Raw genomic sequence first — 15,509 nt, 5'->3', positions numbered from 1 at the left:
TTCAGCCGTCGACCCCCGGCGAGTGGGCGTGTCGCCCACAGCCTGCCCGCGCTGAACCACCGCGCCCCGCCAACCACCACGGCGATGCCGGCGGCGGTGATGGAGTCACAGCGTCCGCTCGACCATCATCTGCTTGATCCCGGCGATCGCCTTGGCCGGATTCAGACCCTTGGGGCAGGTCTTGGCGCAGTTCATGATCGTGTGGCAGCGGTACAGCTTGAACGGATCCTCGAGCGCATCGAGACGCTCGCCAGTGGCTTCGTCGCGCGAGTCAACCAGCCAGCGGTAGGCTTGCAGCAGGATCGCCGGCCCCAGGTAGCGGTCGGCATTCCACCAGTAGCTCGGACAGCTGGTCGAGCAGCAGGCGCAGAGAATGCATTCGTAGAGGCCATCGAGCCTGGCGCGGTCTTCCTCGGACTGCAGACGCTCGCGCGTCGGTGCCGGAGAATCGGTCTTGAGCCAGGGTTCGATCGACGCGAGCTGTGCATAAAAATGCGTCAGATCCGGGACGAGATCCTTGATCACCGGCATGTGCGGCAACGGGTAGATCTTTGCGTCTCCCTTGATCTCGTCACAGGGCTTGATGCAGGCGAGCGTGTTCGTGCCGTCGATGTTCATCGCGCAGGAACCGCAAATACCCTCGCGGCAGGAGCGGCGGAAGGTCAGCGTCGCATCGATCTCGTTCTTGATCTTGATCAGCGCATCCAGAACCATCGGCCCGCAGCTGTCCATATCGACTTCGTAGGTGTCGATGCGCGGGTTGGCGCCGCTGTCGGGGTCGTAGCGGTAAACCTTGAACGTCTTGATGTTCTTGGCACTGCTCGGAGCCTTGAAGGTCTTGCCGGCCTTTTTGTCGATCTTCGAATTCTGGGGAAGCGTGAACTGAGCCATGATCGGATTCCCTGGAAACCGGGCAAAGCCGCCCGAGAGACGAGCCTCAATACTTGCGCGCGACGGGTGGAATATGCTCGACCTCGTCGTCGAGCGGTTGCATGTGCACCGGGCGATAGTCGATCTTGACGTCCTCGTCACCCACGCGCCAGGCGATCGTGTGCTTGAGCCAGTTGACGTCGTCGCGCTCCTTGATGTCGTCGCGCGCATGGGCACCGCGCGATTCCTTGCGGTTCTCCGCACACACGATCGTGAGCAGCGCCTGGCCGAGCAGATTGTCCAGCTCCAGCGTCTCGACGAGATCGGAGTTCCAGATCATCGAGCGATCGGAAACGGACACATCGTCGCGGAAGCAGCGGATGATGCCCTTGAGCTTGGTGATGCCCTCTTGCATCAGCGGACCATCGCGGAACACGGCACAGTGTTTCTGCATCGTTTTCTGCATGTCGAGCCGGATCTTGGCCGTCGGCGTGCCGCCCTTGGCATGGCGCAGTCGATCGAGCCGTGCCAGCGCCCGCTCCTCCGAATCCTTGGAAATTTTCTTGTGCGGCCGTCCCGGCTCGACCAGCTTGGCGGTCTGGATCGCCGCGGCGCGACCGAAGACGACGAGATCGAGCAGCGAATTCGACCCCAGACGGTTGGCGCCGTGCACCGACACACAGGCCGCCTCGCCCACCGCCATCAGGCCCGGCACGATGCTGTCCGGATTGCCGTCCTTGAGCGTGACCACCTCGCCGGTGTAGAGGGTCGGGATGCCGCCCATGTTGTAGTGCACGGTCGGCACTACCGGGATCGGCTCCTTGGTGACATCGACACCGGCGAAAATCTTCGCCGACTCGGAAATGCCGGGCAGGCGCGTATGCAGCACCTCGGGTCCGAGGTGTTCCAGGTGCAGGTGGATATGGTCGGCCTCGGGACCGACGCCGCGCCCTTCGCGGATCTCGGTGGCCATGGCACGCGACACCATGTCGCGCGGTGCCAGATCCTTGACGCTCGGCGCGTAACGCTCCATGAAACGTTCGCCCTTGGCATTGGTGAGATAGCCACCCTCGCCGCGCGCCCCTTCAGTAATCAAGCAGCCGGAGCCGTAGATGCCGGTGGGATGGAACTGCACGAATTCCAGATCCTGCAACGGCAGACCGGCGCGCAGCACCATGCCGCCGCCATCGCCGGTACAGGTATGCGCCGAGGTCGCCGAGAAGTAGGCGCGCCCGTAGCCTCCGGTGGCGAGAATCACCATGTGCGCGCGGAAACGGTGCAACTGACCGGTCGCAAGATCCCAGGCGAGGACGCCGTGGCAACTGCCGTCGTCGTCCATCAACAGATCGAGCGCGAAGTACTCGATGAAGAACTGCGCCTTGCACTTCAGCGATTGCTGGTAGAGCGTATGCAGTATCGCATGACCGGTGCGGTCGGCGGCCGCACAGGTGCGCTGCGCCGGCGGACCCTTGCCGAACTCGGTGGTCATGCCGCCGAACGGACGCTGGTAGATCTTGCCTTCCGGCGTGCGCGAGAACGGCACGCCGTAATGTTCCAGCTCGATGATCGCGGGGATCGCCTCGCGCGTCATGTACTGGATCGCGTCCTGGTCGCCGAGCCAGTCGGAGCCCTTGACGGTGTCGTAAAAATGCCAGCGCCAGTCGTCACGCCCCATGTTGCCGAGCGCCGCGGAGATGCCGCCCTGCGCCGCCACCGTGTGCGAGCGCGTCGGGAACAGCTTGGTGATATTGGCCGTTTTCAAGCCGGCCTCGGCCAGCCCCAGCGTCGCGCGCAGACCCGCGCCGCCGGCACCGACCACGATCGCGTCGTACTCGTGATGAACGATCTCGTAAGCAGCCATTTTTCTTCCGGTCCTGGTCAGGCGAGCGCGATCTTGAGCACCGCGAAGATGCTCGCCGCCGCGATGATGACGTGCAGGAACTTAGACAGCACCAGTGCGGTGAGCTTCATGCCCTCGGCATGGATGTAGTCCTCGATGACGACCTGCACGCCGAGCATCGAGTGATAGAGTGCCGCGGCCAGAAACAGCACTAGGGTCACGGCCACCGATGGTGCCGATACCCAGTGCCGGACGGCGTAAAAATCCGCCGGGCCGGTGGCGAGCTGGGCCACGGAGAACACGAACCACAACATCAACGGAATCAGTGCGAGCGCACTGATGCGCTGGGCCCAGAAGTGATGCACGCCCTGCTTGGCCGAGCCCAGGCCGCGCGCGCGCGCCAGCGGAGAACGCAGGCTCATCGACAATCTCCTGATCAGACGTAGTAGGCAACGACCCAGACCGCGGCGGTCACAACGAGCGAGAATGCGACGACGGCATAGCCGGATCGCTCGGCGGTTTTCAGGTCGAAGCCCTTGCCGATATCCCAGAACAGATGGCGGATGCCGTTGCCGAGGTGGTACATCGCCGCCCAGGTCCATAGGAACATCAGAACCTGCCCGTACCACGCACTCATGTGGGCGCTGAAAGCCGCGTAAGACTGCGGACCGCCAGCCAGTGCGACCAGCCAGCCGGCAAGCAGCAGCGTACCGACGGCAAGCCCGACCCCGGTGAGGCGGTGCGTGAACGACAGCAGGGAAGTCCACTGAAACCGGTAATACAGCCCCAGCATGAACGGCGAAAGCGGACGTTGGCCCGCGGACGATTTCGTACTCATTCCGGCTCCCTCGGATTCTTGCGTCGGTGGGGGACGTGAAGCGCTCGTCAGAAATCGATGCAGCGTCCGTTCTTTTCCCAGTCGCCGTAGCGCGTCGGCTCCGGGCCGTCCGTGCGTCCGCCGATTTCCGGGACCGGCTTGCGCTGCTGCTCGAGCAGCTCGGCCAATGGCACCGCGTCGCGCGGGGCGCGCGATGCCAAGGAATCGCTCGGAGGATCTTTGCGGGCCGACACGGGGATAACTGGATCGCTGAAGCGACAATAGTGTGACAAACTTTGCGGTGCGCGAGCAATGAACCCGACCGTCGCCCTTCGTCTGTCCGAACTGGCCTATCTGCGCGTCAGCGGCGCCGACACCCGCGCTTTTCTCCAGGGGCAACTCAGCAGCGATCTGCGCCGGCTCGATGCCGCACGGGCGCAGTTGTCGAGTTACAACAGCCCCAAGGGCCGCATGCTCGCCGTGATGCACCTGATCGCGGATGACGAAACGGTGCTCATCGAGCTGCACCGTTCGATCCTGGATGCGACGCTCGCACGCCTGCGCCTGTTCGTGCTCCGCAGTCAGGTGCGGCTCGAACCGGCGGATGGACTGTCCGCAATGGGATTGATCGGCGCTGCGGCGGCACGCCTGCTCGGCGATGCCGGCCTACCCGCGCCGGAGCAGGTACTGGCATGTGCCCGCGACCCGGCACGCGGCCTGATCGTCACACGCCGCTTTGGCGAGACGCCACGCTACAGCATCGTCGGTCCGCATGCGGCCATCGATGCACTCGCCGCCGTCTGGACCCCCTTGTGCGGATTCGAGGCCTGGCGGCACGCCGACATCATCGCCGGCGTGCCGGTCGTCCATGCGCAGACCCGCGATCGCTTCATACCGCAGATGGCCAATCTCGATCTGCTCGGCGGCATCGCGTTCGACAAGGGCTGCTACACCGGCCAGGAAATCGTCGCCCGCCTGCACTATCTCGGCCAGCTCAAGCGGCGCATGTTCGTCGCGCGCATCGAGGGCCGCGCCCCCGCTCCCGGTGCCGAGGTCGTGGCGCAGGAGCCACCCGTCCCAGCCGGCGAAATCGTCGATGCCGTCGATACCGAAGGGGGCGCCATCGCCACCGTCGTCCTGCAGCTCGCCCATCGCGACGCCGCGCTGCGCCTTGCCGAAGGTCCCCGCCTGACGATCGTCGATGGGCCTGCGGACTGACGGCGTGGCCGGCATCGACCCACACCGGTTATAGTCGAAAATCGATCCTCTCGGAGAACGCAGGATGCGGATCGCCTGCTGGATCGCCAGCGTGCTGCTGCCGTGCACAGCCCTGGCGTTCGTCCCGGACACCACCACCTTGGCACCCGTGCCGCGACTCACGCTGCCGGATGCGGCCGTCGCCGATGCCATCGACGCCGTCAAGCACGAGCCCCTGCGCTACGCAATCGCCGAACCGCTCAACACCGACGTGCGCCACGGTCTGTGGGATACACCCGCTCCCGGCCTCGCACGCTGGCGTCTGCGCATCGCCTCTGCCGGTGCGCACTCGCTCAGCCTGCGGCTTGTCGATCTGCGCCTGCCACCAGCGACGCAACTATGGCTGTACTCCGCCGACGGCCGTGATGTACAGGGTCCTTTACGCAGCGATGGTGACAGCGAGCTGCTCACGCCGCTCGTGCGCGGTGCGGAAGCGGTACTCGAAGCGCGCATGCCCGACACCGTGCAGCAGGACTTCGCCGTGACGGTGGCCGAGGCTTTCCATGGATACCGGCCGTTGTTCCCCGTGGTGCGCCCCAAGGGTCAGTTCGGCGATTCCGGTGCCTGCGAAATCGATGTCGCCTGCCCCGACGGCGATGCCTGGCGGCCGCAGATCCGCGCAGCCGTACTGCTGACGATCGGCAACAGCACCCTGTGCAGCGGCACGCTGGTCAACAATACGGCCGAGGATGGCCGCCCGCTCGTGCTCACGGCCAACCACTGCGGCATCACCCCCAGCACCGTCACCCGCACCATCGCCTATTTCAACGTCCAGAAACCGGACTGCGGATCCGGCGCCGACGGCCCAGTGAACCAGAATCTGCGCGGAAAGACCTGGTTGGCCGCCGACAGCGCTTCGGATTTCACGCTGTTCGAGCTCACATCAGCGCCGCCGCCTACGTTCGCTGCGCACTACGCCGGGTGGAACGCGCGCAGCGACACGGTCCCGCGATCCGGCGTCGTCATTCACCATCCCGGAGGCGACGACAAGAAAATCAGCACCTACACGAACCCGGCCACGCGTGCGGACGACGTCTGCATTGGCGGTGTCTCAGCAGCCTGCGTTGGCGGGATGCGTGTCAACGCCTGGCAGGTTGAATGGGCACGCGGGGCCACCGAAGGCGGTTCCTCGGGATCTGGGCTTTACGACCAGAACAAACGCCTGGTGGGTGTGCTCTCCGGTGGCGATTCCGCCTGTGCGGGCGATCAGAACAATGGGGGTAGCGACTTCTTCGGTCGTCTGGATGTGGCCTGGGTGGCAGGCAGCAATCCCAGCGCACAACTCAAGGCGCACCTGGATCCGACCGGCAGCGGCTGCCTGAGCCTCGATGGTCGGGACGCCGACACCCCACCCAGCGGCAGGTGTGCGCACGACCCCGGCGGCGGAACAGATAGCGGCGGAACGGGTAACGGAAGCGGAGGCGGGGGCGCGGCCGGCGCCAGCCTGCTGATGCTGCTGGCCTGCCTGCTCCGCCTCAGCGCACGCCGTGCATGGCGCGCTTGAGTAGCGGCGTCAGTACCAGAACGACTGCCGCCGCCACCAGCCCGATCCACAGCATCGTCGCGAACAGGCTTTCGTATTTGGCTGCAGCTTCGGCCATGTCCAGCGCTGCGCCGTCCGGGATCTCGATCGAGGCCAGCTTGCCGAACTGCGCGGCGAGCACTTCGGAATAGGCGGTCGCCAGCCAGAACGCGCCCATCATCACGCCGACGACGCGCGCAACCGACAGCGTGGTCACGGCCGATAGACCGATCGGCGACAGGCACACCTCGCCAATCTCCAGCAACAGGTAGGCCAGCACCAGCCACCAGACGCTGGCGGCAACACCCTGCGCGGCAACCTCGGCCGCCGCCATCAAGGGCAGGAACGACATACCCGCCGCGGCCAGCCCGATAACCATTTTCAGCGGCGTGCTCGGGTTCCACCCGCGGCGGTCCAGCCAAGGCCACAGCCAGGCGAACAGCGGCGCGAGCAACACGATGAAAAAGGCACCGAGGAACGTCAGCGAACCCGCAGTCTGCGGCACCAGGATCACATCGTGCACGAAACCCAGCGCAAGCCCGAGGGCCATCAGTATTACCATGCCATGCGCAAGGCCCAGACGGCCCCGATCGGCAGCGCGCAGGGCGATCACCATCCAGACCGGGCTGAACGCGAGCGCAAACATCGCCCATGGCCAGCGCTCGCCGTCGGCAGACCCGACCGCGCCGAACAAATCCTGGGTCAGCAGGCGGTCCGTGAACGTGATCCAGGATCCGTAGGTCTGCTCGTAGAGCGTGAAAAACACCAGCACCGCGAAAATCAGCACCACCAGCGCGATCATCTGGCCGCGCTGGGCACGTGTGCATTGCGTGGCCAGAAACCACACGAACCAGACGCTGAAAGCCAGGGCGATCACGTGCATCGCACCGTGCACAGTCCAGGTGCGCTGGATCAACTGCCAGATCACGGCGACGCCAGCGACCCCACCCAGATAAATCCACCCCTCGCGCGACACACCGGCGATCCGCTCGCGCAGCCGGGCGGCATCGGGGGGCTCGGCATGACCGCCCAGATAGCGCTGCCCCCACAGGAAAACACCCAGCCCCGCGACCATACCGATCCCGGCAGCACCAAACCCATACTTCCAGCCGTAGGTTTCACCCAGGTAGGCACAGATCAGGCTGGCGAACAGGGCGCCGACATTGATGCCTGCGTAAAACAGCGTGAAGCCGGAATCGCGCCGCGGATCGTCTTCGGCATAGAGCTTGCCAACGATCGTCGAAATGTTCGGCTTGAGGAAACCCACACCCATGATGATCAGCGCCAGCGACAGGTAGAACACCTGCAGCGCGGCCTCGTCGCGCACGACCTGACCGCCGACGATCCGCGCCTGTTCGCCCTCGAAGGCCATGCCCAGATGGCCGAGCACGAGCAGAACGCCGCCGAAGACGACGGCCTTGCGCATGCCGAGATAACGGTCGGCGAGCACACCGCCAATCACCGGCATGGCGTACACCAGGCCGCCATAGGCGCCGAGCAAATCGTATCCGGCGGCGTCGCCGAACAGGTGGTACTTGAGGATGTACAGCAGGAGCAAAGCCTTCATTCCGTAGAACGAGAAACGCTCCCACATCTCGGTGAAGAAGCAGATGTACAAACCCTTGGGATGCCCCAGGAAATCGTCCGAACGCACAGCGCCTGCAGTCGTCATCAGTGGTCTTGGGTCGTTGAGCAGAACGCCCCCGCAAGGGCGCCCGGGTTGAAGGCGAGCCGCGCGCAAACCGAGATGCGCGCGAAAAAGACATCTGCGCGCGGCAGTATAGGCAATGCCATCCCGCTGGGTGCTGAGGCCTTACCCCCAACCCGCCTGCGCCGATAAGGATCGGCAGGAGAAACCGACAGGAAACTTCCGCACCTCACAGTCGGCGGATGCTCCTGTCCCTGGAAACGGACGTCGCCATACGGGACATCCTTCAGGGCGCATCCAAGTCGGATTGATTAGACTAAAAGTATCAGATCGTTCCGATACCAACCCTCGGGGGAGGATTCAGCATGCTGTCACCCGACCGACGCCGCGTCTGGCTGCTGGCCGGCGCGCTCGCCTGTTTTTCCAGCGCCATCGCCGCCTTCGAACCACCCAGCGGCACCCTGACCCCAACCAGCGATCCGATCGTCGCCCAGGGCGGGCCGTATCTCGTTTCCAATCCCAGCGGCGCCGCCACCGGCGATCCGGTCTGTGATGGCGAGGGCGCGATCTGCGATCACTTCGACCTCACGCTGGATCTGCCGGCCTCGTTCCGGCAGGCCAACCCGAATCTGGCCATCCGCTTCCAGCTCGACACCGACTCGCCGAGCGGCGCCGACGACCTCGACCTGTACATCCGCGACGCGCAGACCGGCGAGCTGCTCGGGGCCTCTGCGACCGCATCGGCCGATGAAGCCTCCCAAATCCTGCTCACCGATCTACCCGACCAGATCCGCGTCGATGTCGTGCCCTTCGCGGTCGCCGGCGCGACGACGACGCTGACCATTGGGTTCGTGCAAGGACAAGCCGGCGCACCGGCCGACCCGTGCGCCATCGGCAGCGACACATCCGAAGCCACGGCGACGATGGACGCCGCGGTCCAGCGCGATCTCGCCGGGTTGGCCGCCGACGCCACGTATGGCGCCTTCGTGCAATTCAAAGCCGGCACGCACAAGCAGCACGACGCGCTGCTCGCCAGCCTGGGCCTGACCCGTGTGGCGGATTTCCGCCGCTACGCGCGCTCGGTGTTCGCATCCGGACCGGCGCTCGCGTTCCGCAGGCTGCTCGACAGCCCGCTGGTGGCGCGCATCGAACACAACCGTCCGCTGCGTTATTTTGGTGACACCGGGCCGTGGGCGACCGGCGTGCGCGTCGCCCAGGAAGCGGTCTCCGGCGGTCCTTACCTGGACCGTGAAGGCCGGCCGCTGACCGGCCGCGGCATCACCCTCGGCGTCATCGACGGCGGCCTGCTCGGCACGCATCCGGATTTCGCCGGGCGCATCCTGCACAACTTCCGGCTGGTCGACTTCCTCACCGGCATCGGTCCGAGCTATGTGGATGTCGGCGAGGCCGACAGCGAGGCCCCGGGCGGCGGTCACGGCACGCATGTGACCGGCACCGTCGCCGGCAGCGGCGCCGCCTCCGACGGCGGCTATCCGGTGGACGCCGCCGCGCCGAACGTGCGCGGCACCTATGCCGGCATCGCGCCGGAAGCCTCGATCATCCACTGGGGCAATGGTGCCGGCCTGCTGGTCCTGTCGGCGGTCAACGCCTATCAGCACATCCTCGACAACGCCGACACCTTTGATCCACCGCTACGCGCCGTCAACAACTCCTACGGCGAGATCGAGCCGGGCACGCCCTACGATCCGGGCTCGACCCAGGCCTGCCTGATCAAGGCGATCGTGCAGGAGAAGAACATCGCGATGGTGTTCGCCGCCGGCAACGACGGCGGCGACGGCAGCGCCGACCGCACCTCGTCCTACTGCAAGGATCCGACGCCGGGCGTGATCTGCGTGGCCAACTACGATGACAAGGGCAGCGGCCTGCGCGACGGCCCCTTGAACAGCTCGTCGAGCCGCGGCAAGTCCGGGGAGCCGGACACCTATCCGGAAATCGCCGCCCCCGGCACCCTGATCACCTCCACCTGCCTGCAGGGCGCACCCAGTCAGGTCATTTGCACGGGCGGCGACGACAATGCCGCCGAAACCGACTGGCAGCCGTGGTATGGCACGATCACCGGCACCTCGATGGCCTCGCCGCACGTCACCGGCGCGCTCGGCCTGATCCTGCAGGCGCGCCCGGAACTGACGCCGGCCCAGCTCGAGGAGCTGATCCGCCGCACGGCGCGCAAGATCGGCGACGGTTATGAACCCGATCCCGAAATCCCCGGCGGAACCATCCACGTCGGTTACGGCAGCGGCTTGCTCGACATCCCCGCTGCCCTGGAGGCCCTGGGCGTGTCCAAGGCCGGCAATCCGAGCGCGGGCGGCGAGCAATTGCTGATCGATGGCGATGACGATCCGCTGCTCCCGGACGCCGCGGCCGATGCCGTGGCGCTGAGTGTGACCGAAACGGTCGGGGCGAATGGCCAGCCGGGATTCCTCTGGCAACTGCGGGTCGCCGCCGGCGATGGCTTCAGCGCCTCACCATCGCTGCTGTACAGCCTGTTCTACAACGTCGCCGGCGTACCCTTCGTCACCGCGATTCTCGCCGACCCCGACGGGGTGAGCATCCCCGAGGCGGGCCCCGGCAACACCGCCGTGGCGTCGAGCGCCGAACGCAGCGGCGACGTGATCCGCTTCTTCGTCCCGCATGCGGCGATCGGTTTCCCCGGTGTCGGCACGCCGGTGCACAACATCCGCGTCCTGGTCGGCAATGACGCCTCGGTGCTCGACTATGCGCCCTCGCCGGCCGGCGTGCCGGCGGCGATCGCCGCCTTCCAGCCGATGTTCGCGCGCCCGCTGACCGTGCTGCTCGACGCCGGACTGCCGCCCCCCTCCAGCGAACGCAGCTGCCTGCTGCCAGGCCTGACCCAAGCGACCAGCCCGGCAGGGCAGACCGGCAACGGCACGCCCACCGGCCAGGACGATCTGCGCCAGCTGTGGATCGCCGAACCAAGCGATGCACCCGGCAAGATCGTGTTCACGATCAAGGTGGACAACCTCGATCCGCAGCCGATTCCCGCTTACCGCTGGTATGCGTATTTCAAGATCAGCGGTGACGACAACAACTACTTCGTCGCGATGGACACCGTACAAGGCGCGCCACGCTTCATCTACGGGCTGCGCGACTCCACCGAATCGACCATCGGCACCATCCCCGCGGTCGGCGGCGTCGGGCTGTTCGAAGAACTCGGCGAGCTCGATGCCAGCAGCGGCTTCGATCCCGATGGCACGATCCGGCTGGTGCTCGATAAATCCGTGCTCAACATCCAGACCGGCCAGGAGCTGTCGAACATCGCCGCCTCGATCCGCCAGACGACCAACCCGGTCAACGGCGTTGGCCTGACGGTCGATTCCGCCGCCGCCGTCGGCACTTACCGCGTCGTCGGCAACGACGTCTGCGCATCCGCAGACGGCGATACCGGTGGAGGCGCATCGGGAGGTGGCGACCGCCCCAGGGACGCCGGCCGTTTCGGCAGTGGTGCGTTCGGCCTGGCACTGGCCCTGCCCTTGCTCTTGGGCCTGTGGGTGCGCCGACGCATGCGGCACTGACCGCCCGTCGAGCGTGTGTTTCCCGAGACGCCCCGCCCTTGCGGGGCGTCTTCGTTCTGGGGTTGGGCGTCCTGCGGGGTTTTCCTCAACCGCATCCGGCATCGATGCGGCTACCATGACGGCCCGCTTCGAAAGTCTTATCCATGATGATTGCCCGTATGCTGGCGGGCCTGTGCCTCGTCGCCGCCACGACCGCCATGTCCGCGTCTCATCCATCCAACCCGCGCCCGTTCACCGCCGAGGATCTCGTGCGCCTCGAGCGCGTGTCCGATCCCCAGCTCTCGCCGGACGGCCGCTGGGTGGCCTACACGCTGCGCCGCACGGACTGGGACAACAACAAAGGCATGCTCGATCTGTGGCTGGTGCCGAGCGTTGGCGGTGAACCGCGCCCGCTGACCCGGGCTCCCGGCAATCACAGCGATCCGCGCTGGTCGGCGGACGGGCGCTGGCTCTACTTTCTGTCGACGCGCAGCGGCAGCAGCCAGGTCTGGCGGCTCGATCTGACCAGCGGCGGCGATGCCCAGCCGGTCACCGAGCTTGCCCTGCCGGTGAACACCTACGCGCTGTCCCCCGACGGCCAGCGCATCGCCGTCTCGATCGATGTCTTCCCCGACTGCCCCGATCTGGCCTGCAGCAAGAAACGGCTGGACGAGCGCAACGCGCGCAAGCGCAGCGGCATGCACTTCGACAAGCTGTTCATCCGCCACTGGGACAGCTGGAAAGACGGCACCCGCTCGCAGCTGTTCACGCTCAGGCTCGGCGCCGATGGCAAGGCCGTCGATCCGGTCCACGTCAGCCGCGGCATCGACGGCGATACCCCATCCAAACCTTTTGGCGATGCCAGCGAATACGCCTTCTCGCCCGATGGCAAGCATCTGGTGTTCACCGCACGCATCGCCGGAACGACCGAGGCCTGGAGCACGAATCTCGATCTGTGGTGGGTTCCTGCGGATGGCTCGGCCGCACCCAAGAACCTGACCCCGACGAACGCGGCCATGGACATCGGCCCGGTGTTCTCGCCGGACGGGCGCTATCTCGCCTGGCGTGCGATGAAACGCCCCGGCTTCGAGGCCGACCGCCTCGCGATCATGCTGCGCGATCTCAAGACCGGCGATACCCGCGAGGTGGCACCGGATTGGGACCGCTCCGCGGACGGCCTTCGTTTCTCCCACGACGGCCGCACGCTGTACACGATGGCGGACGACCTCGGCAGTCACCGGCTGTTTGCGATCGACATCGCCAGCGGCCGTGCCACCGCCCTGACCGGGGATGGTCATGTCGGTGGTTTCTCCGTCGGCGCCGACGGCATCGTCTATGCCTTCGATACCCTGACCCAGCCGGCTGATCTGTACTGGCTGGCGCACGATGCAAGCCCGGCGCAGCGGCTGACCCGGCACAATGCCGAGGCGCTGGCGCAGGTGCGCTTCGGTGAGTACGAACAGTTCCGGTTCGCCGGCTGGAACGACGAGCCCGTCTACGGCTATGTGATGAAGCCGTGGAACTACCGCAAGGGCAAGCGCTATCCGGTCGCCTTCATCATCCACGGCGGTCCACAGGGCAGCATGGGGGATAGCTGGCATTACCGCTGGAATCCGGCGGTGTTCTCGGGCTGGGGATACGCCGTGGTCTTCATTGACTTCCACGGCTCCACCGGCTACGGCCAGGCCTTCACCGACTCGATCTCCGGCGACTGGGGCGGCAAACCGCTGGTCGATCTGCAGAAAGGCTGGGCCCATGCCCTGAAGACCTACGACTTTCTCGACGGCGATCGCGCCGCCGCCCTCGGCGCGAGCTACGGCGGTTACATGATCAACTGGATCGCCGGCCAGTGGCCCGATGCCTTCAAGGCGCTGGTCAGCCATGCCGGCATCTTCGACAACCGCAGCATGTACTACACCACCGAAGAACTGTGGTTCGACGAATGGGAGCACGGCGGACCTTACTTCCTCAATCCAGCCAACTACGAAAAACACAATCCCGCCGCACACGTCACGCAGTGGAAAACGCCGATGCTCGTGATTCACGGCGAGAAGGACTACCGCGTGCCGCCAGAACAGGGCATCGCCACCTTCACCGCCTTGCAGCGCCGCGGCATCCCCAGCGAGTTCTTGATCTTCCCCGACGAAAACCACTGGGTGCTCAAACCGCAGAACAGCGTGCAGTGGCACGAAGCCGTGCAGGCCTGGCTCAAGCGTTGGCTCGGGCCATGACAACACATTCGCGCCGATGCCCGGAGATCCGCCGATGCCGATGACGTCCTCTTCATCCTCCCGCTGTGCCATCGTCCTGTCCGCGGCCGCTCTCGGCGCCTGTGTGGCGCTGCCCCAGCCCGTCAGTGCACCGCATGCGCCGGACGCCGCCGCGCTGGCAAGCATCACGGCAGACGATTTGCTCGCACACGTGCGGGTGCTGGCGTCGGATGCGTTCGAAGGCCGCCTGCCCGGCACCCCGGGGGAAGAAAAAACCGTGGCCTACCTGGTCGAGCAGTTCAGGAGCATGGGTCTTGCGCCAGGCAATCCCGACGGCACCTACGTGCAGAAGGTGCCGCTGGTCGGCATCACCGGCACGCCGGATCTGTCGCTGCGCGTCGGATCGCACCGGCTGCACCTGGAGCACGGCCGCGATTACGTCGCCACGACCTCGCGCGCCGTCCCCGAGATCCGCATCGCCGACAGCGAGCTGATCTTCGTCGGCTACGGCGTACAGGCTCCGGAGTACGGCTGGGACGACTACAAGGGCGTCGATGTCAGAGGCAAAACCCTGATCATGCTGATCAATGATCCGGCCGTTCCCGATGCGCAGGATCCGAGCCGGCTCGATGCGTCGATGTTCCGCGGCAAAGCGATGACCTATTACGGCCGCTGGACCTACAAGTACGAAATCGCGTCCCGGCTCGGTGCCGCCGCCGCCCTCATCGTCCATGAGACCGGGCCGGCCGGCTATCCCTGGAGTGTCGTCGAGCACAGCTGGAGTGGCGAGCAGTTCCAGCTCGCCACGGCCGACCGTAACCAGGGCAACGTCCCGGTTCAGGGCTGGATCAGCCTGGACAAGGCACGCGAATTGTTCCGGGCCGCCGGCCAGGATTTCGATGCACTGAAAACCGCCGCCGTGCGCCGCGACTTCAAGCCGGTACCGCTCAACGGCCAGGCCCGCTGCACCATCCGCAACACCCTGCGCGAGGTACAGTCGCACAACGTCGTCGCCCGTCTGCCTGGCACGACGCATCCGGACGAGCACGTGATCTACACGGCGCACTGGGATCATCTCGGCCGCGACGAAAATCTCTCCGGTGACCAGATCTTCAACGGTGCGCTGGACAACGCCACCGGCACGGCCGGCCTGCTCGAAATCGCCGCAGCCTACGCCCGGCTGCCGACGCCGCCGCGGCGCTCGGTGCTCTTTCTTGCGGTCACCGCCGAGGAGCAAGGCCTGCTTGGCGCCAAGTACTACGCCACGCACCCGCTCTACCCGATCGAAAAAACCGTCGCGGCACTGAACATGGATGGCTTAAATCCGTGGGGACCGACGAAGGACATCCAGGTCATCGGCATCGGCCAGAACACGCTCGAAGACATCCTCGCCGATGTGGTGGCGCAACAGGGCCGCGTGATCACACCCGACGCCGAACCGGAGAAGGGCTTTTACTACCGCTCCGATCATTTCGAACTGGCCAAGGTCGGCGTGCCGGCGCTCTACGCCGACGGTGGCAGCGAATTCATCGGCCAGCCAGCCGACTATGGCGCGCACAAGCGCCAGATCTACACGACCCGCGACTACCACGCGCCCAGCGATGAGATAAAACCGGATTGGGACTTAAGCGGCGCCGCGCAGGACATGCGCCTGCTCATGGAAGTCGGCTGGATCGTCGCCAACTCCGAGTCCTGGCCGCAGTGGAAGAGCGGCTCGGAATTCAAGGCGATCCGTGAAGCGCATCGGGCACGCGAGTAAAACGGTTCACCGCTGCAGTGACTGGACACGCCATACCCATGGCAGCAGAGCGA

General features: G+C 65.9%; 11 protein-coding genes. 5 read left to right on the top strand and 6 right to left on the bottom strand.

What is annotated here, in order from left to right; genetic code table 11:
- Positions 1–105: 105 nt before the first annotated feature.
- Genes BMZ48_RS08960 through BMZ48_RS08940 form a run of 5 tightly spaced genes read right to left on the bottom strand, consistent with a single transcriptional unit; the run spans position 106 to position 3,748 of the window.
- On the bottom strand, positions 106–891 hold the full coding sequence (locus tag BMZ48_RS08960) for a succinate dehydrogenase iron-sulfur subunit (RefSeq protein WP_091534079.1): 786 nt from the start codon (positions 889–891) through the stop codon (positions 106–108).
- Between the two features lie 46 nt (positions 892–937).
- Positions 938–2,731, bottom strand: coding sequence for a succinate dehydrogenase flavoprotein subunit (gene sdhA / locus BMZ48_RS08955; RefSeq protein WP_091534077.1), 1,794 nt, complete (start codon positions 2,729–2,731; stop codon positions 938–940).
- A gap of 17 nt (positions 2,732–2,748) precedes the next feature.
- Positions 2,749–3,132, bottom strand: a complete 384-nt coding sequence (gene sdhD, locus BMZ48_RS08950) for a succinate dehydrogenase, hydrophobic membrane anchor protein (protein ID WP_091534074.1) — start codon at positions 3,130–3,132, stop codon at positions 2,749–2,751.
- A 14-nt stretch (positions 3,133–3,146) separates the two neighbouring features.
- Positions 3,147–3,548 carry a succinate dehydrogenase, cytochrome b556 subunit gene (sdhC, locus tag BMZ48_RS08945; RefSeq protein ID WP_091534072.1) on the bottom strand — a complete coding sequence of 134 codons (402 nt, stop codon included), beginning with the start codon at positions 3,546–3,548 and terminating at the stop codon, positions 3,147–3,149.
- A gap of 47 nt (positions 3,549–3,595) precedes the next feature.
- Positions 3,596–3,748, bottom strand: a complete 153-nt coding sequence (locus tag BMZ48_RS08940; RefSeq protein ID WP_091534229.1) for a DUF1674 domain-containing protein — start codon at positions 3,746–3,748, stop codon at positions 3,596–3,598.
- Positions 3,749–3,839: 91 nt separating this feature from the next.
- On the opposite strand from BMZ48_RS08940, the gene ygfZ reads away from it, so the two are divergent.
- Together ygfZ and BMZ48_RS08930 are read left to right on the top strand one after the other, a co-directional pair.
- Complete coding sequence (gene ygfZ, locus BMZ48_RS08935) at positions 3,840–4,745, top strand: CAF17-like 4Fe-4S cluster assembly/insertion protein YgfZ (RefSeq protein ID WP_091534069.1); 906 nt, start codon at positions 3,840–3,842, stop codon at positions 4,743–4,745.
- Between the two features lie 64 nt (positions 4,746–4,809).
- On the top strand, positions 4,810–6,288 hold the full coding sequence (locus BMZ48_RS08930) for a trypsin-like serine peptidase (protein WP_091534066.1): 1,479 nt from the start codon (positions 4,810–4,812) through the stop codon (positions 6,286–6,288).
- Here BMZ48_RS08930 and BMZ48_RS08925 read toward each other — a convergent pair.
- Positions 6,260–7,978 (bottom strand): peptide MFS transporter, encoded by a 1,719-nt coding sequence (locus tag BMZ48_RS08925; RefSeq protein WP_091534063.1) that lies wholly within the window; start codon positions 7,976–7,978, stop codon positions 6,260–6,262. The two genes, BMZ48_RS08930 and BMZ48_RS08925, sit on opposite strands and share 29 nt — an antisense overlap.
- A gap of 341 nt (positions 7,979–8,319) precedes the next feature.
- On the opposite strand from BMZ48_RS08925, the gene BMZ48_RS08920 reads away from it, so the two are divergent.
- From BMZ48_RS08920 to BMZ48_RS08910, 3 genes are all read left to right on the top strand, one after another.
- Positions 8,320–11,508 carry a S8 family peptidase gene (locus BMZ48_RS08920; protein WP_091534060.1) on the top strand — a complete coding sequence of 1,063 codons (3,189 nt, stop codon included), beginning with the start codon at positions 8,320–8,322 and terminating at the stop codon, positions 11,506–11,508.
- A gap of 143 nt (positions 11,509–11,651) precedes the next feature.
- A complete protein-coding gene (locus tag BMZ48_RS08915; protein ID WP_234981586.1) occupies positions 11,652–13,718 on the top strand; it encodes a S9 family peptidase in 2,067 nt (688 codons plus the stop codon).
- A 34-nt stretch (positions 13,719–13,752) separates the two neighbouring features.
- On the top strand, positions 13,753–15,456 hold the full coding sequence (locus BMZ48_RS08910; protein WP_091534225.1) for a M28 family metallopeptidase: 1,704 nt from the start codon (positions 13,753–13,755) through the stop codon (positions 15,454–15,456).
- Positions 15,457–15,509: the final 53 nt, after the last annotated feature.

Origin of the sequence: Fontimonas thermophila (genome assembly GCF_900113085.1) — a bacterium.
In the GTDB taxonomy this organism is placed as follows: domain Bacteria; phylum Pseudomonadota; class Gammaproteobacteria; order Nevskiales; family Nevskiaceae; genus Solimonas; species Solimonas thermophila.
Note: the sequence above shows the minus strand (reverse complement) of the source record. Positions and strands in the feature narration are given on the sequence as shown.

Coding starts and splice junctions, on each gene's coding strand:
- BMZ48_RS08960 (WP_091534079.1), bottom strand. CDS start 891: ATGGCTCAGTTCACGCTTCCCCAGAATTCGAAGATCGACAAAAAGGCC.
- sdhA (WP_091534077.1), bottom strand. CDS start 2,731: ATGGCTGCTTACGAGATCGTTCATCACGAGTACGACGCGATCGTGGTC.
- sdhD (WP_091534074.1), bottom strand. CDS start 3,132: ATGAGCCTGCGTTCTCCGCTGGCGCGCGCGCGCGGCCTGGGCTCGGCC.
- sdhC (WP_091534072.1), bottom strand. CDS start 3,548: ATGAGTACGAAATCGTCCGCGGGCCAACGTCCGCTTTCGCCGTTCATG.
- ygfZ (WP_091534069.1), top strand. CDS start 3,840: ATGAACCCGACCGTCGCCCTTCGTCTGTCCGAACTGGCCTATCTGCGC.
- BMZ48_RS08930 (WP_091534066.1), top strand. CDS start 4,810: ATGCGGATCGCCTGCTGGATCGCCAGCGTGCTGCTGCCGTGCACAGCC.
- BMZ48_RS08925 (WP_091534063.1), bottom strand. CDS start 7,978: ATGACGACTGCAGGCGCTGTGCGTTCGGACGATTTCCTGGGGCATCCC.
- BMZ48_RS08920 (WP_091534060.1), top strand. CDS start 8,320: ATGCTGTCACCCGACCGACGCCGCGTCTGGCTGCTGGCCGGCGCGCTC.
- BMZ48_RS08915 (WP_234981586.1), top strand. CDS start 11,652: ATGATGATTGCCCGTATGCTGGCGGGCCTGTGCCTCGTCGCCGCCACG.
- BMZ48_RS08910 (WP_091534225.1), top strand. CDS start 13,753: ATGCCGATGACGTCCTCTTCATCCTCCCGCTGTGCCATCGTCCTGTCC.